Raw genomic sequence first — 22,169 nt, forward strand, 5'->3', positions numbered from 1 at the left:
TTCGCCCACGTCATCACCGCATCAACCGAGCGGATTCCGGCCGGCTCCTAGAATCCGGTTCGTGACTGTTCTCGAATTCGCCGATTCGGTTGTTGTTGCGCTTGACCCGGATTCGACCTACGCCCTGGTCTCCGATATCTCGCGAATGGGGCAGTGGAGCCCGATCTGTAAGTCGTGTTGGTGGGACGACCCCGCCGCGGGCGCGATCGCCGGCGCCTGGTTCACCGGCCGCAACGTCACGCCGCAGCGCACCTGGGACACCCGCAGTCAGGTCGTCGTTGCGATTCCTGGTCGCCAGTTCACCTGGGAGGTCAACGACGGCTGGGTCCGGTGGGGCTTCCATCTCGAACCTGCCGAGGGCGGTACGAAGATCACCCAGGCCTGGACCTTCTTGCCGAAGGGCATCGCCGGCTTCCATGACCGCTTCGGTGAGCGGGCCGATGCCGAGATCGCAGCGCGCAGTGAGGCCGCAGTCACCGGCATCCCCGAAACCCTCGCGGCGATCAAAGTCACCGCCGAGGCCGGTTGACCGTCAGTTCTCGGCAGGTTGCCCGTTTCGATTCAGCATGGACGCCACGTCGATGCCCGAGGCCTTGAGCGCCTCCAGGATGTTGGCCACCGCGAGCGGGCTGACGCCGAGCAGGCCGCCGATGGCGTCCTGGGTGTCCCGTGACCCGCCGATGATGGAGAGCCGCTCGATCTCGGCCAGCGGGGAGGCGGCGGCTTCGGTGGCCTTGACCACCGAGGCCAGCACGTCGGGCAGCATCAGCAGACGCGCGGCGTCGGCCGAGTAGCCGTTGAGCGCTGCGGCGATCTCCTTCTTACCGTTGGCCTCGGCCAGCAGTTTGGCCTCGATACCGGCGGCCTCGGCCTGCTGCTCGACCCGCAGTGCGTCCGCCAGTTCTTTCTTGCCGGCGGCCTCGGCGACCAGTTTGGCCTGAAGGCTGTCCGCTTCGGCCTGCTTCTCGACCCGCAGCGCGTCGGCGGCGGCTTTGCGGGCATCGGCGTCGGCCTGCCCTTTGCGTCGCTCGGACTCGGCCGCGGCCTCGGCGGCCAGGATCGTGGACTGCCGCTGTCCTTCGGCCAGCGCGATATCGGCCTGTCGTTTCGCCTCGGCCGGCGCGATCACGTCGGCCTGCAAGGCCGCCTGGGCCTGCTCGGCACGACGCTGCTCCACTTCGATGCGGGCCTGCACCCGGGCCGCCTCGGCCTGTTCGGTGGCGATGCCGACGTCCTTCTGGGCACGGGCATTGGCCAGCGGTCCGGCCTGATCGGCCTGGGCGTTCTCGGCCTCGGTCTGTGCGCGCAACCGGGCCAGTTCGACGTCGCGCTTCTGATTAGCGGTCGCGATGGCGGTGTCGGCCTCGGCCTGGGCGATGGACCCCTCCTGGCGGGCCTTGGCCGACCGGATCTGCGCGTCGCGTTCGGCCTCGGCGGTGCCGACCGTGGCATCACGCTTGACCTCGGCGATGCGCCGCTGGCCGAGCGACTTCAGGTAGTCGTTGGCATCGGAGATGCCGGCGATCTTGAGGACGTCGACCTCCATGCCGATGCGGGACAGGTCGCCGCCGGCCTCCTCGACCACGCTCCGGGCCAGGCTGTCGCGGTTCGAGTTCAGATCCTCGACGGTCATGGTCGCGGTGATGCCGCGCAGGCTGCCGGCCAGGATCTCGTTGATCTGGCGCTGCAACTCGTTGAGGTCGGAGGTCAGGAACCGCTGGACCGCCGTCTGCACGGCCTCGTCGGCCGAGCCGATACGGACCAGGCCGACCGCCTCGACATTGACCGGGACGCCGTTGTTGGACAGCGCGTTCTGCAGGTTGATGCTGACGTTGAACGGTTCCAGGCTCATGATGTCGACCCGCTCGATGCCGGGCATCCGGAACCGGGCCCCGCCGCGGACCACCTTGGGTGTGCCACGGCCGGTGAACACGGCCACCTCGTTGGGCGGGACCTTGATGTAGTTCTTGACGTAGACCATCGGCAGCACCACCAGGATGAGGATCGCGGCGATGGCAGCGAGGACGACGATGAGCAGCAGGGACACGGTGGTGCCTTTCTCAGTGGGTCAGTGCTCGGGAACAGCTCAGGTCTCTGGAACAGCGACGACGTGGACGAAGTCGGGATCGATATCGGCGATGTAGACGCGAGTGGATTTGGGTAACGCGGCCACTTCGTCGCTCTTCGCGCGGGAGAAGACGCGGTTGCCGTCGGCGTCGACGAAGGAGACCTCACCCCAGCCGCCGGGCGGGACCTCGAGGGTGACGGTGCCGAGCAGGCCGACATAGGACGACCGGCCCCGGTGCGAGTTGGACTGCTGGCGGCGCATGTAGGGGAGCAGCAGCCCGTTGAGGGCGAAAACCAGCACGATGGCGCAGGCCGCCGCCAGCGCCGCGCTCCACACGGTGCCCAGCCCCACCCAGGTGCCGATCAGGCCTCCGGTGCCGGCACCGAGCAGGGCGACCGACAGTCCGGTCAGGCTCAGGAAGGGCATTCCGTCCCCGTGCCCGACGTCGGCGAGCAGCAGAGCGGCCAGTACAGCGATGCCGCCGACGACGAATGCGGCCAGGTACACAGCCATCACGTGCTCGTGGTCTCCGTTCGCCGGGTGCGGATCAGTCCGTACCATTCTCACCTGTGCCGCGGCTGCGCCGTCGCACCAATCTGCGGCGGGCATATCGGGCAGCCGGAGCTGATCAGCCGTGATTTTGGTACAGGCCGCGAAGCGAGTATCGTGGACCAACGGTGCGGCTATCGTGCCGACTTTTTGCGTGCTCCGCCTTGGAACTGCTGAATTTCTGCAATTTCGCTTTGACCGGCTCACGTCTCGAAGTCGGTCGGCGGCGGCACCACCACGGGCTGCATTGCGACTGATGAAGCTACGAAACGAAAGCAAGGATCGCCGAAAAGTATGGCCAAGAAAGACGGTGCCATCGAGGTCGAGGGTCGCGTGGTCGAACCTCTGCCCAATGCGATGTTCCGCATTGAGCTGGAGAACGGACACAAGGTCTTGGCCCACATCAGCGGCAAGATGCGGCAGCACTACATCCGCATCCTGCCCGAGGACCGGGTAGTGGTGGAGCTCTCTCCTTACGACCTGTCCCGGGGCCGCATCGTGTACCGGTACAAGTGACCCGATAGAAGCCCGACCAGTAACGACGAGACCGGTGACGTGCGTGCCTGCACGCCACCAACAGAGCCAGAAGGATCGAAACAGCCGTGAAGGTGAACCCGAGCGTCAAGCCCATCTGCGATAAGTGCAGGGTGATCCGCCGGCATGGGCGGGTCATGGTGATCTGCAGCGATCCCCGCCACAAGCAGCGGCAGGGCTGATGAGCGCTTGCGTGACGAGCAGTTAGTCGCGCTGTCGCTCATCTCACCACAACTGAATGATGAACCCCCAGCACCACTGAGCGGATAGGCCGCTCACTCGTGATGCGAGCCAACGGCAAGCATCCACGTCCGGTACGGAGGCCGGACCCCGGGGAGCCCTTAGGGGCTGATGGGAACGGGCTGGGACCAGACCTCCGCAGAGAACAAGAGGAATAGCACACAATGGCTAGACTTGTGGGCGTTGATCTTCCGCGCGACAAGCGCATGGAGATCGCGCTGACCTACATTTTCGGCATCGGCCGGACCCGTTCGAACGAGATCCTCGCCGCGACGGGCATCGACAAGGACATGCGCACCAAGGACCTGACCGACGATCAGGTGTCCGTTCTGCGCGAATACATCGAAGGCAACCTCAAGGTTGAGGGTGACCTGCGCCGCGAGGTGCAGGCCGACATTCGCCGCAAGATCGAGATCGGCTGCTACCAGGGCCTGCGGCACCGCCGTGGCCTGCCGGTGCGTGGCCAGCGGACCAAGACCAACGCGCGTACCCGCAAGGGCCCCAAGCGCACCATCGCCGGCAAGAAGAAGGCTAGGTAACCCCGATGGCACCACCGAAGAAGGCCGCGGGCGCCAAGCGCGGTAAGACCACCCGGCGCCGGGAAAAGAAGAACGTTCCGCACGGCGCTGCGCACATCAAGAGCACGTTCAACAACACGATCGTCTCGATCACCGACCCTCAGGGCAACGTCATCGCCTGGGCGTCGTCGGGTCACGTCGGCTTCAAGGGTTCGCGTAAGTCGACCCCGTTCGCCGCACAGCTGGCCGCCGAGAACGCCGCCCGCAAGGCACAGGAGCACGGCGTCAAGAAGGTCGACGTGTTCGTGAAGGGCCCGGGTTCGGGCCGCGAGACCGCCATCCGCTCGCTGCAGGCCGCAGGCCTCGAGGTGGGCGCGATTTCCGATGTCACCCCGCAGCCGCACAACGGTTGCCGTCCGCCCAAGCGGCGCCGGGTCTAGGAGGAATAGAGACTCATGGCACGTTATACCGGCCCCGCCACCCGCAAGTCGCGTCGTCTCGGCGTCGACCTGATCGGTGGAGATCAGTCGTTCGAGAAGCGCCCCTACCCGCCCGGCCAGCATGGTCGCGCGCGGATCAAGGAGAGCGAATACCGCACCCAGCTGCAGGAGAAGCAGAAGGCTCGCTTCACCTACGGCGTGCTGGAGAAGCAGTTCCGCAAGTACTACGAAGAGGCCAACCGCAAGGCAGGCAAGACGGGTGAGAACCTGCTCCAGATCCTGGAGACCCGCCTGGACAACGTGGTGTACCGCGCCGGCCTGGCGCGCACCCGCCGGATGGCCCGTCAGCTGGTCAGCCACGGTCACTTCACCGTCAACGGTGTCAAGGTGAACATCCCGAGCTACCGGGTGACGCAGTACGACATCATCGACGTCAAGGAAAAGTCGCTCAACACCCTGCCCTTCGAGGTTGCTCGGCAGACCGCGGGTGAGCGTCCGATCCCGTCGTGGCTGCAGGTCGTCGGCGAGCGTCAGCGCATCCTGGTGCACCAGCTGCCTGAGCGCGCTCAGATCCAGGTGCCGCTCGCCGAACAGCTCATCGTCGAGTTCTACTCGAAGTAATGACTTATCGGCCGTTCGGCCGGTAGGTACCCAGACGGCATCAAATAGCGGGTGCCGAGAAGGAGAAGAACACAATGCTGATCTCTCAGCGACCCACACTGGCCGAGGAATCCCTCGCCGAAAACCGTTCCAAGTTCGTCATCGAGCCGCTGGAGCCCGGTTTCGGTTACACGCTGGGTAACTCGCTGCGGCGCACGCTGCTGTCGTCCATTCCGGGCGCGGCAGTCACGAGCATCCGCATCGACGGTGTGCTGCACGAGTTCACCACCGTCCCCGGGGTGAAGGAAGACGTCACCGACATCATCCTGAACCTCAAGGGTCTGGTCGTGTCCTCCGAGGAGGACGAGCCGGTCACCATGTACCTGCGCAAGCAGGGTCCCGGTGCGGTCACCGCCGGCGACATCGTTCCGCCGGCCGGTGTGACGGTGCACAACCCGGACATGCACATCGCCACCCTGAACGACAAGGGCAAGCTGGAGGTCGAGCTCGTCGTCGAGCGCGGTCGCGGTTACGTCCCCGCCGTGCAGAACAAGGCCTCGGGTGCCGAGATCGGCCGTATCCCGGTCGATTCCATCTACAGCCCCGTGCTGAAGGTGACCTACAAGGTTGAGGCCACCCGTGTCGAGCAGCGCACCGACTTCGACAAGCTGATTCTCGACGTCGAGACCAAGAACTCGATCAGCCCGCGCGACGCTCTGGCGTCCGCCGGCAAGACCCTGGTCGAATTGTTCGGTCTGGCACGGGAACTCAACGTCGAGGCCGAGGGTATCGAGATCGGGCCGTCGCCGGCCGAGGCAGACCACATCGCCAGCTTCGCGCTGCCGATCGACGATCTGGACCTGACCGTCCGCTCGTACAACTGCCTCAAGCGCGAGGGTGTGCACACGGTGGGCGAGCTCGTCGCCCGCACGGAGTCCGATCTGCTGGACATCCGTAACTTCGGCCAGAAGTCCATCGACGAGGTGAAGATCAAGCTGCACCAGCTGGGTCTCTCGCTCAAGGACAGCCCGGCCACGTTCGATCCGTCGGAGGTCGCCGGCTACGACGCCGCCACCGGCACCTGGACTGCGGACGCCGGCGGTTACGACCTGGACGACACCCAGGACTACGCCGAGACCGAGCAGCTGTAACTCAGCTCTACAAGTACACAGCCGTCCCGGTCCTACCTGATACGGGGGCCGGCCCCATTTAGGAGATAGTCGCAATGCCCAAGCCCACAAAGGGTGCCCGCCTCGGCGGGTCGTCCTCACACCAGAAGGCGATCCTTGCCAACCTGGCGACCTCGCTGTTCGAGCACGGCCGTATCAAGACGACCGAGCCGAAGGCACGGGCGCTGCGTCCGTACGCCGAGAAGCTGATCACCCACGCCAAGAAGGGTGAGCTGCACAACCGGCGCGAGGTGATGAAGAAGATCCGCGACAAGGACGTCGTGCACGTTCTGTTCGCCGAGATCGGCCCCTTCTTCGCCGACCGCGAGGGTGGCTACACCCGCATCATCAAGGTGGAGGCACGCAAGGGCGACAACGCCCCCATGGCAGTCATCGAGCTGGTGCGGGAGAAGACCGTGACCTCTGAGGCCGAAAGGGCTCGCCGGAGCCGCTCCGGCGGCGACATCCAGTCCGGCGCCGCCGCCGCGCAGGCCAAGGCCGCTCCGGCCGAGGCTCCCGCTGAGGATGCTGTCGAAGAGGCCGAGGCTCCTGAGGCCGAGGCGACCGAGGAGGCTCCCTCCGACGAGGCAGCTTCTGAGGATGAAGCCAAGTCCTAACCAGGCATTGAACGACATGCCCGCCATCGATTCCGGTGGCGGGCATGTCGCATCAATCCGCCTGCGGCTCGACGTAGCCTACGACGGAACCGATTTCGCGGGTTGGGCCACGCAGGTCGGTCAGCGCACCGTCGCCGGCGTGATCGATGAGGCGCTGTCCACGGTGTTTCGCACACCGGTGGTGACGCGCACCGCGGGCCGTACCGATACCGGGGTGCATGCCACCGGCCAGGTCGCCCATGTCGACGTTCCGGTCGAGGCCGTCGCGCACGCCTATCCGCGGACCACCTATCCCGGTGACGCCGAGTTCACTCCGCTGGTGCGGCGATTGGCCCGGCTGCTGCCGGCCGACGTCCGGATCCGCGACATCGTGCGGGCGCCCGCGGGTTTCGACGCCAGGTTCTCGGCACTGCGTCGGCACTACACCTACCGGCTGTGCCTGGCCCCGTACGGGGTCGAGCCGGCCGAAACGCGGTTCGTCACGCCGTGGTCGAAGCCGTTGGACCTTGATGCGATGGCTGCCGCATCGCGGGAGTTGGTGGGACTCAACGATTTTGCCGCATTCTGCCGGCACCGCCCTGGCGCCACCACGATCCGTGACCTGCAGCGGCTGGAATGGGTGCGTGGCGGCTTCTATGTGACGGCGTATGTCACCGCGGATGCCTTCTGCTGGAACATGGTTCGCTCGCTGGTCGGCGCGATGCTCGCGGTGGGCGAAGGTAGGCGGTCGCCCGAGTGGACGGCCGGGCTACTGGGCGCGACGAGCCGGTCCAGTGATTTCGCCGCTGCGCCGGCGCGTGGGCTGACTCTCGTGCAGGTCGACTACCCGCCCGATGACCAGCTGGCCGGCCGGAACACGATCACCCGGGACATGCGCACGCTCTGAGGCCTTGCGGCGAACGGGAGTCAGTTGTCCACAGGTTCGGTCTCCGCATGTGTCCACTTCGGGCCGCTGTGACGAACGTGCAGGTTCTCCTTGCGGTCTCGCCGTCTCGCCGTAAAAGGCCGCACGTTGGTCACAGCGTCGCGAAGGTAGGTGATGACCGGAGAGACCTGACACTCACAGTCGGGCGGCGACGAACTTGGCCGCCTGCGCCACCATGCCCGAACGGATGTAGCCGGGCGCCAGATGGTCCTGCCACCCCGCCCGCCAGTTGTACGGGCTGCTCGGGTTACAGACCGGGTCGTCGCTGTGACACAGGTCGATGGTGCGGCTCTGATACGTCGGGTTCAACAACGTGATCGGGCCGGCCCAGTTTGCGCCGTTGCCGAACAATGCCACTGCCGCGATGTGCCGGTCGGTGCCACGCGGCAGCGGACTGTTGAAGGTGAACGCCGAAACCGGCATGGCCAGAACGAGATCGGTGGCGGCGGCGCCCAACGAATAACCGCCCAGTACGAGCTTGGTCCTCGGACAGTTGCGGGTCATCCACTGCACGTGCCGGCTCATGTCGTTGGCGCCCACGTCGACCTGGGTATCCGCCGGGTAGTTCACCGGATAGAAGCTGATATTCGGCCCTCGGAGGGCTCGCAGCGTCTTGATGAATGCGGTGCCGACCTGACCCGGGCCCGGGGGCTCCATCCGGCCGCGGGCGAACACCACTTCCGCCGCTGGGCACACGGCGCCACGGGCGACGCCAATCATGCTGGGCGCTACCGTCATCGGCGTCACGACGGCAGTCAGGGTGGTGATGAGCGCGGTGAACATCCGGCGGACAATCACGCATACGATGGTATTGACGGCCACGTCGAGAATAGGTGCCGGTCAGGCAACGATCCGGCGACGAACCTAGAGCTTGCCCGCTACGAAATCCGCGGCCTGGTTGACCATGCCGCCGTCGATGTAGGCGCCGGCCAGGTGATCGGGCCAGTTGTTCTTCCAGGTGTCGGGATCGGCCGGGTTACAGATCGGATCGGCGCCGTGGCACAACTCGATGGTCCGGTCGCCGTAGACCGGGCTGATGAAGTTCGTGATCGGACCTGCCCATGCGGATCCGTTGCCGAACAGCGCGACCGCCGCGATGTGCGTGTCCGCGCCTGCCGGCAGCGGATTCTTGAAGCCGAAGCCGGTGAACGGAACGGCCAGCGCCACGTCGGCGACCGCCGCACCCAGCGAGTACCCACCGATCACCAGCCGGGTATCCGGGCAGTTGTTCATCATGTATTGGATGTGCTGGCTCATGTCGTTGGCACCGATGTCGACCTCGGTGTCAGCCGGGTACCGGACGGCGTAGACGCCGATGTTCTTGTGGACGCGGGACCGCAGCGCGCTCACGAACGCGTTGCCCAGCGTGCCGGTGCCTGCGGGTTCAGTGCGCCCCCGGGCGAAGACCACCTCGATCGGCGAGCATGGGGCGGCGTTGGCCACGGCTGGGGATCCAGGCAGGACAGCTGAAGCGACAGGCAGGACAGCGACAGCCGCCACGATGACGGCGCCCGCACAGATCCATCGCCGGAGCCGTCGGCCGGCAAAAAGTTCGACCACCTAGGCGATCGTAGCGGACGAGAGCTACAACAACCCGGCGACGAAGTTTGCGGCGTCATTGGCTGGGCCTTCGTATGCCCGGTGCGCCTGAACGCTGTCGCCGTCGCCACAGATCGGATCGCCCGGGTTGCACAGGTCGATGGCGCGCGATCCGTAAACCGGGCTGGATGTCAGCGGCAAGCCCAGCTTGGCCGACGGGTTGCCGAAGACGGCCACGGCGGCGACGTGTTCGGGGACGTTCGGCGGTAGCGGTGCGTTGAAGCCGACGGCAGGGAACGGGACGGCGGCGATCACGTCGATCACTGCGGCGCCCTGCGAGTACCCGCCCAGCACCAGCCGGGTGGCGGGGCAGTTGTCCACCATCCACTGGATATGGCCGGAGGCGTCGTTGGCGCCGCCGGCCGCGGCCAGGAAGTCGAAGCTGGCCGGATAACTCACCGCGTAAGCGCCGACCGAACGGCCACCGACCTTGTTGCGCAGCGAACTGACGAACGCGTTGCCGATGCGGCCCAGGCCGGCGGTGTCATTGGTGCCGCGGGCAAAGACCACCTCGATGTCGGGGCAGTCCGCGGCTTTGGCCATGGGGAGGCCCAGCCCTGCAGTGGGGGTGGGCACCAGAACCGGTGCGACGACGGCGGCGGCAGCGGTGAGCGCTGCCGCCACGAACACAGTGCAACGACGAACAAGATCAATGGCCACGTCAAATCCTAACGTCGGGTGCCGGCTAGACAATTCCGGCGACGAAGTTGGCGGCCTGATCCGCCATGCCCACGTAGTCACTGTGAGCGAAGGGATTCCGGCCGCGTGAGCAGATCGGATCCCCGTCTTTGCAGATGTCGATCGACTTGCCTCCGAACACCGAGGAGGTGATCGGAATGCCGAATTTCGTCGACGGGTTGCCGAACACGGCGACGGCCGCGATCTGGGGCACCAGATCGCCCGCGAGCGGCGGCGCCGATCCGATCTCCCCGACCTTGTTGCCGAGCGGGGGGATTCCGGCCAGCATGTCCACGACGGCGGCGCCCTGTGAGTAGCCGCCGAGTACGACCCGCGTGGACGGGCAGCTGGACGCCAGTGTGGCGATGCGGTTGGCGGCGTCGTTGGCGCCGTCGGCGGCGGCCAGGAAGTCGTAGCTGGCCGGGTAGTTCACCGCATAGGTGCTCACGGAGCGGCCGCCGACCTGTGACTGCAGCGCATCGGCGAATGCCTGGCCCGGCCGGCCCAGGCCGGGCGCATCATTGGTGCCACGGGCGAAGATGACCTCGATGTCGGAGCACGGCGCGGCCGTGGCGGGCGCAGCCAGGGCCAGTGGCAAAGCGGCGCTGACCAGCGTTGAAGCAATCGCGGCCACCCGGGCCGACTTCCGGAGGAGACTCACGGGGGACATCGTCACACAAAATGGTTAGCCACGGCTAATCGTTTGCCGCCTCCACGGTCTCCGGCAGCGGCAGGTCGGGCCAGGTGGCTCTCTCGATCTGGGTGGCCGCCTCGGGATCCGCCTGCTCACTGCGGTCACCCTGGCGGGCCACCGCCAGGCCCACCAGCACCACCGCGCCGCCGATCGCCTGGCTCGCCGACATGGCTTCCCCGAGCATGATCCACGCGATGAGGACCGCGAACAGCACCTCGGACAGCCCGATCAGCGACGCGAAGCGGGGCTTGAGCCGGGCGATCCCGACGATGCCCAGGGTGTAGGCCAGGGCGGTGGGGATCAGGCCGAGTGCGATCACCGGCACCAGCCATGCGGTGGTGTGCCCGGCGATCGTCACGGAATTCGTCGTGAAGGTCAGCGGCATGATGCCGGTGACGCCGAGGAGCGTGACGGCGCCGGTGCCGACGATCAGCCCACCGGCGGCCAGGCTGATCGGGCTGAGCCCGTCGCCGTCGGTGCTGGCCTGGTTGGACATCATGAAGTAGCAGGCGGCGCACACGGCGGCGGCCAGGCCCCAGCTCACGCCGGCAAGGTTGATCTGGGCGCCGCTGAATACGTTGAGCACCAGGACGATGCCGGCGATGGCGACGGCCACGCCGGAAAAGGTCATGGCGCTGGGGCGGTGCCGGGTGGTGGCCCAGACCCAGCCGACGACGAGAATCGGTGCGGTGTACTCGAGTAGCAGGGCCACTCCGACCGACAGGTGCGCCACGGCGTTGTAGTAGCAGAGTTGCGCGCCCGCGATCGGGATCAGGCCGTAGCCGACGACGGTCTTGGCGTGGTCGAGCACCTCACGGATCCAGCCGGGCCGGACGATGGAGGCGAAGGCCACCATCATGAGCGCGCCGCCGGCCAGGCGGGCGGTCACGGCCGCGGTGGGGCTCCAGCCGGATTCCATCAGGGCTTTGGCGAACGGGCCCGATGAGCCGAACGCCAGCGCGGAGCTGACGGCGAACATCAGGCCGAGCCGAAAGTGGTTATCGGCGGTCGTGCGGTCGAGCTGGGCTTCGGCAGTCATCGGTACACCTCCCCGAGGGCATGTCATGAGTAAAATGGATTATGGTGATGACGGTAGCGGTGACGCTACGGCGACAGGGGGTCATGAGTCAAATGCTTTTTACCTATGACACGGAGCTCACCCTCCGGGCCGCGATGGTGTTGGTGAACACCGATCGGGTAGAAGGCGAACAACTGTCCGATCAGGCGGATCTCAACGCCTATCTGGATGAGTTCGGTTGGACCGGGCGGCGCGATCGCGACGACGCCGAACTCGAGGCCGTGCGCGCGCTACGCCGGCGCGTCGGGGAGGTCTGGGCGGTGGCCGACGACGAGGAGGAGACGGTCCGGCGGGTCAACGCCCTGTTGAGCGACACCAAGGCGGCGCCGTGGCTGACCCGGCACAAGGAGATGCCGGAATGGCACCTGCACCTGGCGTCGGTCGACGATCCGCTGGCCCAACGGATGGGCGCCGAGATGGCGATGGCCCTCGCCGATCTGATCCGCGGCGGCGAACTGCGCCGCCTCAAGATCTGCGCGGCCCCGGACTGCGAGGCGGTGCTGACCGACCTGTCGCGCAACCGCTCCCGCATCTTCTGCGACACCGGCAACTGCGGTAACCGTCAGCACGTCGCGGCCTACCGGCAGCGTCAACGCACCGACTAGTGGCTGGGTAAATCAGCGTGATCACGCTGTCCCCGGCCGGGTTAGGGTTGCGCACGGGGGACACATGGCACGGCGATCGGCCACTCGGTTACAGCTCAGCGGGCATCGATTCCTGTTGCGGCGCATGGCACACGCGCTGGTTCGCGGTGACGCGCGGATGCTCGACGATCCGCTGCGCACACAGGCGGTCGCCTACGGTGCGGGCTGTGCGCTGACGGCCGTTGCGATCGCGGTGTGTGCGGTTCTCGCGCTGGTACGCCCCGGTTCGGTGCCGGGCGATGCGCCGATCCTGATGGCGCGCGACACCGGCGCGCTGTACGTCCGTATCGACGACACCGTGCACCCGGTGCCCAATCTCGCGTCGGCCCGGCTCATCGTTGGTACACCGGCGAATCCGGTGGTGATCAACGATGCCGCCGTGGCGAAGTTCCCGCGCGGGCCGCTGGTCGGCATCCCCGGCGCCCCGGTACGGCTCGGCAGACCACTGAGCGTCGACGAGTCGGACTGGGCCATCTGTGACGGCGCCGAACCGGCCGAGACGGTGCTGCTGGCCGGCCGGTCCGACCGGGCGCCGGCGGCGTTGGGTAGCGGTCAGGCGGTGTTGGTGTCAGAGCGCGCGGTGGGAGGTGCGACATACCTGTTGGCCGACGGGTGGCGGGCCCGGGTCGATCTGCGCGACATCGCCGTGGTGCGGGCGCTGCATCTGGAAGGTGTTTCAGCCCAGCCGGTTTCGCAAGCTCTGTTGGGCTCCGTGCCGGAGGCTCCAGCTATGCGGACACCAGTGATCGCCGGTCTGGGAAATCCGGGACCGGCGGCGCTGAGAGGACTCGCGGTGGGTACCGTGGTGCGCGTAGTGCGGGCCGGTCCCGCCGAGTTCTACGTGGTGCTGACCGACGGCCTCCAACGCGTCGGGCGGGTGGCGGCCGATGTCATCCGCTTCAGCGTGGCGCAGGCCCATGGCGAACCGCCCGTCGTTCCGGCCGACGCGGTGGCCGATGTGCCAGTCGCCGACAGCCTCGCCGTGGCCCGGTTCCCGGAGCGAGTGTTGCCGCGGGCGCGGGCGGTGGTGTGTGCCCGCTGGGATCCGCGACAGGCTGGCAAGGGTACGAAAACCACAGTGGCCATGGCTGATTCGCTGCCAGATGACAGTGTGCAGCTGGCGCAGGCCGACGGTGACGGGCCCAATGTCGACCGTGTGCAGATCCCGGCCGGCCGCAGCATGCTGCTGCAGGCCGGTGGGTTGACACCCGACGCCATCGACGGTGGGCCGCTGTATCTGTTGAACGATCTCGGGGTGCTGTTCGGCGTCCGCGACGGGGCGACCGCCGAAATGCTCGGTCTGGGGACCAGTGCTGTTCCTGCGCCGTGGCCGATGCTGGCCATGCTGCCCCGGGGCCCCGAACTGAACCGTGACGCGGCCTCAGTCGTGCGGGACGCGTCGTCGTCGTAACCGGTTGGCCGCCAGCGCGAGTGCGGTCAGAACTGTCGCGCCGACACACACGGCGGCGCCGCCGAAGGCGATACGTTGGGGCCGGGGATCGATCGCAACCCGCGCAGTCGGCGCCACCGAGGCCGGAGCGGTCGGCACGGACACCGACGACGGGGTGCCGCCGCCGCTGGCCGCGGCCAAGGCGTCGACCACACCGTGCCCGACGAACGGATTCCAGCCATCGGCCGGCGTGCGCGCGGTGTCTTCGATTCGGCGCATCACCTCGCGCGCGCTCAGCTGCGGGAACCGGGCTCGCACCAGTGCGGCAACCCCGGCCACCATGGGCGCGGCGTAGCTGGTTCCCGAAATCGGGGCTTCCCGTCCGATCGTGTCGATCAATCGCTCGCCGTCGGGATGTAACGACACGAGATTCTCGCCGGGCGCGGCCACGTCGACCCAGGGGCCGGCCAGACTGAAAACCGATGCGGTGCCATCGGATCCAACCGAACCCACGCACAACACCAGGTCGTCGTACCACCCCGGGCTCGACACCGAGCGGACGCTGTCCCAGTCCGCCTCGCCCGATGGCCCGACGGGGCCGTCCTGCTGCGTGCAGCCCGCGCCGACGTTGCCGGCGGCGGCCACCACCACGACGTTGCGGACGTCGACGGCGTAGCTCAGCGCGGCACCGAGGGCACGGTCGTCGGGTGCGGCGGTGGCTGCTACGCACGCGGGAGACGAGATGTTGATGACGGTCGCACCGAGGTCGGCCGCGGTGCGCACCGCCATGGCAAGGGTGTTGACGTCGCCGACACCGGTCGAGCCACCGTCTGCGGCGAACTTGTTGCTCGACTGCCGGATGGCCAGGATGACGGCGTCGGGTGCGACTCCGCTGAATCCGGCACTCGGTGCCGCACCGGCGATTCCGGCAACGATCGTGCCGTGGCCGTCGCAATCGACGGTGCCGTCGCTGCGGGACACATAGTCGCCGGCTCCGATCAGGTGCGGCAACAGCCGGTGCCGGGCGACACCGGTGTCGATCACCGCGATCTTCTGGCCTGCGCCGCGGGTGAGCGGCCATACCGCTTGCAGGCCCAGTGAGTTGCCCGGCTCGGTGGTGGTGGTGATGTCGGCCGGGGATTGATAGCAGGGTTGGCGCTGTTCGGTTCGCTCGACAGGCCCCGGCGGAGCCGGCCGAGGGAGCAGGGTCGCATCGACTGCCGGCGGGACGACAGCTGCTGCCGGCGCGATGGACAGCAGCGGAAGCCCGACGACCAGCGCCGCGGCCAACCCGCCGGACCGGTTCACCTCAGCGCCACGTCGCCAACGGCGTCGAAAGCGCCGGCGAGCCAACATGCCAGCGGCACCACCGCGGCCAGCGCGCCGTATTCGAGGGCATCGGCGACGCGGACCGCCACGGGACTCTGGATCGTGACCGGCCAGACCACAGCGATCCCGATGCCGACTGCGAGAACTCCCGCCCAACCGCCTTGTACTGGATGCCAGACCACCACCAGGGCGAAAGCCGCAGTGAGCGAGAGGAATCCGGCAATGCTCGCCGCGGTACGGCAGCGGCCCGACGCATACGACCGCGAGCGCAGCAGCAGTGCCACGCCCACGGCCGCGGCGAACGCGACCTCGACGGCTGTGACCCGTGGCGGGCCCGCGAAGGTGAGGAGTGCGGTTCCCAGCGCGGCCGCGGCCGAACATCCGGCGACCAGGCTCGCCAGGTGCCGATGCCCGACAAGCGCGCGTGAGTCGCCGTCGGGGGCGGAGTCGTCCGATGGGTCACTCTCGGCGCCGGGGTAGTCGGGAACCGGTGGCGTCAGCCCGGCCAGGGCAATGGACAGCCGCGGGGTCAGCGGTAGCAGCCCCACCCCGAGTGCGCCGATCAACGAACCCAATGCCGGTGTGGTCACGGGCCACAACGCGGAGAATCCGGTCGTTACGGCGACTATCCCGGCGACCATCGCGACCGCGAGCAGGATGTCCGTGCCGCAACCGGATACCCGCATCAGCACCACGGACAGCGATCCGGCAGCCGTGGCGGCCAGAAGGAAGTTCGCGGGAGCCGGCCCGGCCGGGACGACGAGGAAACCGAGGACCGCCACGTGCGCGACGGCCGCGACGTCGAGCGTCGCCACCTTCGCCGAACTGAGACCGAGACGTGGTGCGGCCACCGCCACGGCGATGACAGCCGACGCCACCGCCGCGGCCACGGCGATGCGCTCCAGCCCCTCACCGGCGAGGCCGGCCCACGTCAACGCCACGGCGCTCAGCACGCAGGCCCACAGGCCGGCGGCCACGCGCAGTCCGGCGGGCAGGGCGTCGTCCTCGGTGGGGCCGACGGTCAGTGCGGCAGTCAGCGACCGATCAGGTGCGGGGTTGTCGCCGGCCCCGGCCAGAACCAGGAGATCGCCATCGTGAACATCGTTCTGTACCAGGGTTTCCGACTCGTCCAGGCGGCATCCGCCCGGGTGTGTCAACCGCCAGCGCCGCGGTGTGCCGTCGCCGGCACCGAGTGCGTGGACGATCCACGGCAGCAGCTCGCCTACGGTCATCGCGGCGGGCAAGGACAGGTCGAGCGTGGCGCAGTGCCCGACGTCGTCAGGCGCACCACGGTGAATCGATACGTGGCGCAATGAATCCGGCATCGCATCACCCCCCGGTTGACGCCGACACCTGTCACGCTAACCGACTCGGCGAGCGCCCTCGTGCACCAATTTTTTCGGTGTGCAGCGGGAACCCGACAGGCCCCGCGCGCGTCCAAATGTCGATGGAACCCATCCGCGCGCCGCAGGCCTCTGGTGAGCTCCCCGTATCGGAGTCGCCGACTACGGAGGTGCTGATCGACGCACCGCCTGCGCTACCACGTGACAACCCGGTCAGCCCGCTGACCAGGTTGTTGCCGCTACTGGTCGTGGTCGCGATGGGCGGCATGGTCGCGCTGTACGTCACCTCTGGCGCAGCCGCCACCCGTGGTCCGACCGCCCTGATGTTCCCGATCATGATGGCCGTGTCGGCGATCGGCACGGCCGCCTACAGCGTCAAGAACGGCGGTCGCGCCCAGCAGCTCTACCGGGACCGCAGTGAGTACCTGCGTTACCTGGACGGGATCGACACCGTGGCCGGTGAATCCGCCCGAACCCAATGGCTGCGCCTGCACGCTGCCCATCCCGAGCCGGGGTGCTTGTGGACACTGGCCGGCGGCGAGCAGATGTGGCGCCGCAGCCCCGATACCCCAGGGTTCTGTGAGGTGCGGATCGGTGTGGGGGAGAGGCCGCCGTCCACCAGACTGATAGCCACCGGCGCCAACCCCGGGCGGGACGCCGATCCGGTGACGGCATCGGCTCTGGCAAAACTGATCCGGCGTCGGTCGACGGTGACAGACGTCCCGGTGACGCTGCACTTGCGCAGCGTCGAGCATGTGACGGTGGGCGGGCCGGTCGACGCGGCACGGGACTTGCTGCGGGCGGTGATCTGCCAGCTGGCTACGGCGCACAGTCCGCGATATCTCCGCATCGCAACGGTCGTCGACGTAGCGACGGCCGGTGAATGGGATTGGTTGAAATGGCTTGACCACCACTGGCATCCTGCTGGGCAGGGTGAACCGGTCGCGTTACGGCTGCGCACATTGACGGCGCTGCCCGTGGCGGAGTCGCCGGTGCATACCGTCGTCATCGTCGATTGCCCGACGGCAGGCCCGGTAGTATCTGTCCCCGGTGGTGGCGTCACTGTGCTGACCGTCGCGACTCATTCCGGGATCGCCACCGCGGACCTGCATCTGGAACTCGAGGCCGACCTGGTGCGGTTCGGTGACGTCTCGGCGCGGCCCGACCGGATGAATCATGAGCAGGCCGTCACGTGCGTCCGATGGTTGGCGCGATGGCGTTGCGCGCCGGTGCCCGAGGTCTCTGGTTGGCCGGAGCTGATCGGTATCGACGACCCGGCCCGCTTCGATCCACCGAGCGTGTGGACGACACCGGATCCGCAGCGGTTCCTCCGGGTTCCCGTCGGCCGGTGTGCCGACGGTACTCCGCTGCACCTCGACCTCAAGGAGGCGGCGCAGGAGGGCATGGGGCCGCACGGGCTGTGTGTCGGTGCCACCGGTTCGGGGAAGTCGGAGTTTCTGCGCACACTGGTACTGGGGTTGATCACCACACATCCGCCCGAGGCGCTCAACCTCGTCCTCGTCGATTTCAAAGGCGGGGCAACATTTCTCGGTCTGCACCGGTCGCATCATGTCAGCGCGCTGATCACCAACCTGGCCGAGGAGGCGCAGCTCGTGGCCCGGATGGCCGATGCCTTGGTCGGGGAGATGACCCGCCGTCAGGAACTGCTTCGGGCGGCCGGCAACGTGGCCAACATCGCGGAGTACCGGCGCCGCACCGACCTTCCCGCCCTACCCGCGTTGCTCATCGTGGTGGACGAGTTCTCCGAACTGCTGCAGCAACACCCGGATTTCGCCGAGTTGTTCGTGGCGATCGGCCGGCTCGGACGATCGCTGGGCATGCATCTGCTGCTGGCGAGCCAGCGCCTCGACGAGGGCCGGCTGCGGGGCCTGGAAAGCCACCTGTCGTACCGGGTATGCCTGAAGACTTTCTCGCCCAACGAGTCCCGATCGGTGCTCGGAATCCCTGAGGCGTACGAGCTTCCGAACACGCCGGGCGCGGCCTACCTGAAGACGCCGTCCGGCGAGATCCTCAGGTTTCAGACGGCGTTCGTCTCGGCGCCCGGCTCATTGCCCGAACAATTGCCGACGGCGCCGCAGGAGACGCCGTCGCCCCGCCGTTTCGCGGTGTCCTGGATGTCGACCGACCGCGACCCCTCGCCGTCCACCACGACGACTGTGCTGCAGCAGGTCGTCACTCGGCTGGCCGGGTACGGTGCACCGGCACACCAGGTTTGGCTGCCACCGCTGCCGCACGCCATCCCGCTCAGTGACGTCCTGCTGTCGGACCCCGATCCGCTCACCGTCGCGATCGGGTTGATCGACCGCCCGTTCGAGCAGCGCCGGGACCGGCTGATGCTGTCGCTGGGTGGCGCCTGGGGCAACGTGGCGATCGTGGGTGGTCCCCAATCCGGAAAGTCCACGGCTGCCAAGACTTTGGTGGTGGCACTGGCAGCCACCCACCATCCCCGAGACGTGTCGATCTACTGCCTGGACTTCGGTGGTGGAACGTTGAGTGGACTGCAGGCGCTGCCGCACGTCGGCACGGTCGCCCGACGTTCCGATACCGACCTCGTCCGGCGCACCGTCGCCGAGATGCACGCACTGGTCAACGCACGTGAGGCGCGATTCACCGCCCTCGGCATCGGTTCCATGGCTGAATACCGGACGCGTCGCGACGCCGGGGAGATCGATGATCCCCGGGGCGATGTGTTCCTGATCATCGACGGCTGGTCGACGTTCCGCACCGAGTTCGATGCTCTGGAGCCGTCGATCACTGCGCTTGCCGTGCAGGGGCTTTCGCTCGGAATCCATGTGGTGGCGACCGCGTCGCGGTGGGGGGAGTTCCGTCCCGCGTTCAAGGACCAGCTGGGAACCCGCATCGAGTTGCGGCTCGGTGATCCGGCCGAGTCGGAGATGGACCGCAAACGCGCGCGTCAGCTGACGCAGTGCGCACCCGGGCGTGGGCTCACGCCGGACGGCCGCGAGTTCTTGATCGCGTTGCCCCGGCTGGACGGCGCACCGTCCGACACCGGCATCGGTGCGGCGCTGGCACGGATCGGGGACACGCTGCAGGCCCAGTACGGCCGGGCCCGCGCGCCGGGTGTCCGGCTGTTGCCGGCGCGCGTGGGTGGGCACGAACTGAGCCCGGTGTCTCGCATCCGACCCGCCACCGAGGTGCTGCTGGGGCTCGGTGAACGCGAACTCAGGCCGGTGTTGGTCGATTTCAACGCGCAACCCGATCTGGTGATCTTCGGTGACACCGGATGCGGCAAGTCGACCACGCTGCGCGCCCTGTGCTGCGACCTGGCGGCGCGCAACGACCCGGCGAGCGTCCAGCTGCTCATCGTGGATTTCCGCCGTGCGCTGCTGGGCGCGGTCGAACCGGACCATCTGGCGGGATACGCCGCGTCGGTTGTGGCGCTGGACGCTGCGCTTCCGGGAGTGCTTGAGACGCTGAAGGACCGGATGCCAGGACCCGAGGTAACCCAGCGGGCGCTTCGTGAACGTTCCTGGTGGAGCGGGCCCGAGCTCTATGTCGTGGTCGACGACTACGACCTCGTGGCCGGAGGCGGGTCGAATCCGCTGTCATCGCTGTTGAGTTATCTGCCACACGCCCGTGACCTGGGACTGCACCTGCTGCTGGCCCGCCGTTCCGGCGGTGCGGCGCGGGCGATGTTCGATCCGGTGCTGGCCGCTGTCAGGGACCTCGGCTGCATGGGCCTGATGATGAGCGCCGGTCCCGACGACGGCGTGCTGCTGGGATCGGTACGGCCGATTCGCCTTCCACCGGGGCGTGGCACGTTGATCACCCGTGCGGCGCCCGATCAGCTGGTTCAGGTTGCCCTGCCCCCAGGGGCCGATGCGCCGTGAGGTCGGCCGTCGTCGAGGTGGGACCGGTGACCGTGCGCGGACCCGGCCCGGTGTCGGCAGACCTCGCCGAAGTCGCGGTGGCCGGTATCGACGACGAGATCGCCCTGGTCGACGACGAGCCGGTCGCGGTGTCGGACCTGTGGATCGAGGTTCTCGACGCGGCGGGTGCCGGGGCACGGGCGCTCACCCTGGTGTGTCCGACGTGGTGGACGCGCGACCGTCGTGACCGCGTCCGGGAGGCCGCCGCGGATGCCGAAGTCGTGGTGATGCAGCGGGTTCAGGCACTGAGCGCATGCTCGTCGGGTACGTCCCCGGTGGTGGTCGAGATCGCCGACGAGCTGGTCATGGTGTCGCGCGTGCATGCCGGTGGCGTCGCGCTGGCCCGCCATACCGAAGGTGATCTGAATCCCGACGCGGTGGTACGCGCCGTGATGGCGATCGACGGCACGGCTGCAGAGGTGGTTGTCGACGCTCCGGAAGAGGTGGCCGGAGCAGCGAGGGTCGGCAACGCGGTAGTGGCTGCGCTTCGTCGTCGCGGCGTGGCGGCGACCATGGCCGATTCCCGGTCCTGGCGCGACGCCCTCGTCGCGCCGGACATCCCGGTCGACCAGCAGGCCGGCAGGCGGCGACGGCCCGGCAGGGACTCGATCTGGGTCGCTACATGCGCCGCAGCGGGGCTGGCGTCGGTGCTCGGCGGGATCGTCTTCGCCGCCCGGGGCGGACCCGCGGAACACCCCTCGATGACGGTTCTCGTCGAAGGCCGGGTAGGTATGCAGATTCCGGCCGGCTGGACTGCTCGACCGGTGATTGACGGGCCGGGATCGGCTCGGGTTCAGGTGATTTCGCCAGATGACCCGCAGGTGATGATTCATCTGACCCAGTCCGGTGTCGGTGACGGCACACTGGCCGACACCGTGGGCCGTGCTCTGCAGGAGCAGCCTGCGGGGGTGTTCGTCGACTTCGATCCGTCCGCGGTCGTGGCTGCCCGGCCGGTGGTCAGCTACCGGGAGGTCCGTACCGGGCGGGAGATCCGTTGGGCGGTGTTCGTCGACGGTGCCGTGCGGATCGCGGTCGGGTGCCAGAGCTCACCGGGACGCGAGGAGGCCGTGCGCCCGGCTTGCGAGGCGGCCACGAGATCCGCGCATGCGATGTTCTGAAATCGGGTGGAACCAAACCGAGCTCCGCTGCGTCGAATTGTTATATCCCGCAAGACAAAACCGGAAGGGCACAGGACATGCCACCAGGACTGACGGGGCCGTTGGGCACCGATTTCGAGGTAATGACGAGCGTGGCCGGCCGGATCGACGTGCTCAACGACGATGTCCGGTCCATGCTGCAGACCTTTATCGCAAAGATGAGCAGCGTGCCACCGTCGGTGTGGGGCGGTGTGGCCGCAGTACGGTTCCGTGACGTGGTGGACCGCTGGAACGGCGAATCGTTGACCCTGCATACCGCACTGGGCCGTATCGCCGAGACCATCCGGACCAATGAGCGCACGCTGCGCGCCGCTGCCGCCACTCACGCGCAGCGGCTCGGCGCCGTGGGCAACGGCATCTGATCGGCATCGACCATGGAACACGTGCTGTCATACGATTTCGGCGAGATCGAGTACTCGGTTCGCCAGGAGATCCACACCACGTCGAGCCGCTTCAACGCTGCCCTCGATGAATTGCGTTCGCAGATCGCGCCTTTGCAGCAGGTCTGGACTCGCGAGGCCGCGCAGGCCTACGCCGTCGAGCAGGCCCGCTGGAACCAGGCCGCGGCCGCTCTCAACGAGATCCTGTTCTCCCTGGGCAACGCGGTGCGCGACGGTGCCGACGAGGTGGCCGCGACCGACCGTAGCGCGGCCAATGCGTGGGGAGCGTGACGCTGGTCGCCCAGA

Annotated in this window: 24 protein-coding genes; 15 read left to right on the forward strand and 9 right to left on the reverse strand. The window is 67.8% G+C overall.

Annotation, left to right across the window (positions count from 1 at the left end; translation table 11 throughout):
- Positions 1-61: 61 nt before the first annotated feature.
- Entirely contained in the window at positions 62-529 is a 468-nt protein-coding gene (locus ACZYZF_RS10560; protein ID WP_463835601.1) for an SRPBCC family protein, read from the forward strand.
- 3 nt (positions 530-532) lie between these two features.
- On the opposite strand, the gene ACZYZF_RS10565 is transcribed toward ACZYZF_RS10560, so the two are convergent.
- On the reverse strand, positions 533-2,047 hold the full coding sequence (locus ACZYZF_RS10565; protein WP_463744938.1) for a flotillin family protein: 1,515 nt from the start codon (positions 2,045-2,047) through the stop codon (positions 533-535).
- A 39-nt stretch (positions 2,048-2,086) separates the two neighbouring features.
- Positions 2,087-2,581 carry a hypothetical protein gene (locus tag ACZYZF_RS10570; protein ID WP_463781812.1) on the reverse strand — a complete coding sequence of 165 codons (495 nt, stop codon included), beginning with the start codon at positions 2,579-2,581 and terminating at the stop codon, positions 2,087-2,089.
- 330 nt (positions 2,582-2,911) lie between these two features.
- On the opposite strand from ACZYZF_RS10570, the gene infA reads away from it, so the two are divergent.
- From infA to truA, 8 genes are all read left to right on the forward strand, one after another.
- Entirely contained in the window at positions 2,912-3,133 is a 222-nt protein-coding gene (infA, locus tag ACZYZF_RS10575) for a translation initiation factor IF-1 (RefSeq protein ID WP_003418601.1), read from the forward strand.
- Positions 3,134-3,219: 86 nt separating this feature from the next.
- Positions 3,220-3,333, forward strand: a complete 114-nt coding sequence (gene rpmJ, locus ACZYZF_RS10580) for a 50S ribosomal protein L36 (RefSeq protein WP_003879483.1) — start codon at positions 3,220-3,222, stop codon at positions 3,331-3,333.
- Positions 3,334-3,555: 222 nt separating this feature from the next.
- Positions 3,556-3,930: a 30S ribosomal protein S13 gene (gene rpsM, locus ACZYZF_RS10585; protein WP_166902746.1), complete on the forward strand. Its 375-nt coding sequence runs from the start codon at positions 3,556-3,558 to the stop codon at positions 3,928-3,930.
- 5 nt (positions 3,931-3,935) lie between these two features.
- Positions 3,936-4,349: a 30S ribosomal protein S11 gene (gene rpsK, locus ACZYZF_RS10590; protein WP_004571524.1), complete on the forward strand. Its 414-nt coding sequence runs from the start codon at positions 3,936-3,938 to the stop codon at positions 4,347-4,349.
- 15 nt (positions 4,350-4,364) lie between these two features.
- Entirely contained in the window at positions 4,365-4,970 is a 606-nt protein-coding gene (rpsD, locus tag ACZYZF_RS10595) for a 30S ribosomal protein S4 (RefSeq protein ID WP_463744936.1), read from the forward strand.
- 74 nt (positions 4,971-5,044) lie between these two features.
- Positions 5,045-6,100 (forward strand): DNA-directed RNA polymerase subunit alpha, encoded by a 1,056-nt coding sequence (locus tag ACZYZF_RS10600; RefSeq protein WP_463835603.1) that lies wholly within the window; start codon positions 5,045-5,047, stop codon positions 6,098-6,100.
- Between the two features lie 74 nt (positions 6,101-6,174).
- Entirely contained in the window at positions 6,175-6,735 is a 561-nt protein-coding gene (gene rplQ / locus ACZYZF_RS10605; RefSeq protein WP_463835604.1) for a 50S ribosomal protein L17, read from the forward strand.
- Between the two features lie 16 nt (positions 6,736-6,751).
- A complete protein-coding gene (gene truA, locus ACZYZF_RS10610) occupies positions 6,752-7,621 on the forward strand; it encodes a tRNA pseudouridine(38-40) synthase TruA (protein WP_463745298.1) in 870 nt (289 codons plus the stop codon).
- 174 nt (positions 7,622-7,795) lie between these two features.
- Here truA and ACZYZF_RS10615 read toward each other — a convergent pair whose 3' ends face one another.
- The 5 genes from ACZYZF_RS10615 to ACZYZF_RS10635 form a co-directional block, all read right to left on the reverse strand.
- Positions 7,796-8,443, reverse strand: a complete 648-nt coding sequence (locus ACZYZF_RS10615; RefSeq protein WP_463745297.1) for a cutinase family protein — start codon at positions 8,441-8,443, stop codon at positions 7,796-7,798.
- An 81-nt stretch (positions 8,444-8,524) separates the two neighbouring features.
- A complete protein-coding gene (locus ACZYZF_RS10620) occupies positions 8,525-9,160 on the reverse strand; it encodes a cutinase family protein (RefSeq protein WP_463745296.1) in 636 nt (211 codons plus the stop codon).
- A gap of 84 nt (positions 9,161-9,244) precedes the next feature.
- On the reverse strand, positions 9,245-9,919 hold the full coding sequence (locus ACZYZF_RS10625) for a cutinase family protein (protein WP_463744933.1): 675 nt from the start codon (positions 9,917-9,919) through the stop codon (positions 9,245-9,247).
- Positions 9,920-9,944: 25 nt separating this feature from the next.
- Positions 9,945-10,607 (reverse strand): cutinase family protein, encoded by a 663-nt coding sequence (locus ACZYZF_RS10630; protein ID WP_463745295.1) that lies wholly within the window; start codon positions 10,605-10,607, stop codon positions 9,945-9,947.
- Between the two features lie 25 nt (positions 10,608-10,632).
- Entirely contained in the window at positions 10,633-11,670 is a 1,038-nt protein-coding gene (locus tag ACZYZF_RS10635; RefSeq protein WP_463835606.1) for an EamA family transporter, read from the reverse strand.
- Between the two features lie 92 nt (positions 11,671-11,762).
- Between ACZYZF_RS10635 and ACZYZF_RS10640 the strand changes: the two genes are divergently transcribed.
- Both ACZYZF_RS10640 and eccB read left to right on the forward strand, forming a co-directional pair.
- Positions 11,763-12,314: a CGNR zinc finger domain-containing protein gene (locus tag ACZYZF_RS10640; RefSeq protein WP_463835875.1), complete on the forward strand. Its 552-nt coding sequence runs from the start codon at positions 11,763-11,765 to the stop codon at positions 12,312-12,314.
- A gap of 64 nt (positions 12,315-12,378) precedes the next feature.
- The gene (gene eccB / locus ACZYZF_RS10645) at positions 12,379-13,764 is read left to right on the forward strand and encodes a type VII secretion protein EccB (protein WP_463835607.1); all 1,386 of its coding nucleotides are present in this window, start codon (positions 12,379-12,381) and stop codon (positions 13,762-13,764) included.
- Here eccB and mycP read toward each other — a convergent pair.
- Positions 13,735-15,051, reverse strand: a complete 1,317-nt coding sequence (gene mycP, locus ACZYZF_RS10650) for a type VII secretion-associated serine protease mycosin (protein WP_463835608.1) — start codon at positions 15,049-15,051, stop codon at positions 13,735-13,737. The two genes, eccB and mycP, sit on opposite strands and share 30 nt — an antisense overlap.
- On the reverse strand, positions 15,048-16,397 hold the full coding sequence (eccD, locus tag ACZYZF_RS10655; protein WP_463835609.1) for a type VII secretion integral membrane protein EccD: 1,350 nt from the start codon (positions 16,395-16,397) through the stop codon (positions 15,048-15,050). The genes mycP and eccD overlap by 4 nt, the downstream gene beginning before the upstream one ends.
- A gap of 122 nt (positions 16,398-16,519) precedes the next feature.
- Here eccD and eccCb point away from each other — a divergent pair, with 122 nt between their 5' ends.
- The 4 genes from eccCb (at position 16,520) to ACZYZF_RS10675 (ending at position 22,154) form a co-directional block, all read left to right on the forward strand.
- Positions 16,520-20,287 carry a type VII secretion protein EccCb gene (gene eccCb / locus ACZYZF_RS10660; protein WP_463835610.1) on the forward strand — a complete coding sequence of 1,256 codons (3,768 nt, stop codon included), beginning with the start codon at positions 16,520-16,522 and terminating at the stop codon, positions 20,285-20,287.
- 26 nt (positions 20,288-20,313) lie between these two features.
- Complete coding sequence (locus ACZYZF_RS10665) at positions 20,314-21,444, forward strand: type VII secretion-associated protein (protein ID WP_463744927.1); 1,131 nt, start codon at positions 20,314-20,316, stop codon at positions 21,442-21,444.
- 77 nt (positions 21,445-21,521) lie between these two features.
- The gene (locus ACZYZF_RS10670) at positions 21,522-21,845 is read left to right on the forward strand and encodes a WXG100 family type VII secretion target (RefSeq protein WP_463835611.1); all 324 of its coding nucleotides are present in this window, start codon (positions 21,522-21,524) and stop codon (positions 21,843-21,845) included.
- A 12-nt stretch (positions 21,846-21,857) separates the two neighbouring features.
- Complete coding sequence (locus ACZYZF_RS10675) at positions 21,858-22,154, forward strand: WXG100 family type VII secretion target (RefSeq protein ID WP_463744925.1); 297 nt, start codon at positions 21,858-21,860, stop codon at positions 22,152-22,154.
- The last annotated feature ends 15 nt before the right edge of the window (positions 22,155-22,169 follow it).

This window comes from Mycobacterium sp. IDUB_24 (assembly GCF_055419385.1).

Coding starts and splice junctions, on each gene's coding strand:
- ACZYZF_RS10570 (WP_463781812.1), bottom strand. CDS start 2,581: ATGGCTGTGTACCTGGCCGCATTCGTCGTCGGCGGCATCGCTGTACTG.
- infA (WP_003418601.1), top strand. CDS start 2,912: ATGGCCAAGAAAGACGGTGCCATCGAGGTCGAGGGTCGCGTGGTCGAA.
- rpsM (WP_166902746.1), top strand. CDS start 3,556: ATGGCTAGACTTGTGGGCGTTGATCTTCCGCGCGACAAGCGCATGGAG.
- rpsK (WP_004571524.1), top strand. CDS start 3,936: ATGGCACCACCGAAGAAGGCCGCGGGCGCCAAGCGCGGTAAGACCACC.
- rpsD (WP_463744936.1), top strand. CDS start 4,365: ATGGCACGTTATACCGGCCCCGCCACCCGCAAGTCGCGTCGTCTCGGC.
- ACZYZF_RS10600 (WP_463835603.1), top strand. CDS start 5,045: ATGCTGATCTCTCAGCGACCCACACTGGCCGAGGAATCCCTCGCCGAA.
- rplQ (WP_463835604.1), top strand. CDS start 6,175: ATGCCCAAGCCCACAAAGGGTGCCCGCCTCGGCGGGTCGTCCTCACAC.
- truA (WP_463745298.1), top strand. CDS start 6,752: ATGCCCGCCATCGATTCCGGTGGCGGGCATGTCGCATCAATCCGCCTG.
- ACZYZF_RS10615 (WP_463745297.1), bottom strand. CDS start 8,443: ATGTTCACCGCGCTCATCACCACCCTGACTGCCGTCGTGACGCCGATG.
- ACZYZF_RS10630 (WP_463745295.1), bottom strand. CDS start 10,607: ATGTCCCCCGTGAGTCTCCTCCGGAAGTCGGCCCGGGTGGCCGCGATT.
- ACZYZF_RS10635 (WP_463835606.1), bottom strand. CDS start 11,670: ATGACTGCCGAAGCCCAGCTCGACCGCACGACCGCCGATAACCACTTT.
- ACZYZF_RS10640 (WP_463835875.1), top strand. CDS start 11,763: ATGCTTTTTACCTATGACACGGAGCTCACCCTCCGGGCCGCGATGGTG.
- eccB (WP_463835607.1), top strand. CDS start 12,379: ATGGCACGGCGATCGGCCACTCGGTTACAGCTCAGCGGGCATCGATTC.
- eccD (WP_463835609.1), bottom strand. CDS start 16,397: ATGCCGGATTCATTGCGCCACGTATCGATTCACCGTGGTGCGCCTGAC.
- eccCb (WP_463835610.1), top strand. CDS start 16,520: ATGGAACCCATCCGCGCGCCGCAGGCCTCTGGTGAGCTCCCCGTATCG.
- ACZYZF_RS10670 (WP_463835611.1), top strand. CDS start 21,522: ATGCCACCAGGACTGACGGGGCCGTTGGGCACCGATTTCGAGGTAATG.
- ACZYZF_RS10675 (WP_463744925.1), top strand. CDS start 21,858: ATGGAACACGTGCTGTCATACGATTTCGGCGAGATCGAGTACTCGGTT.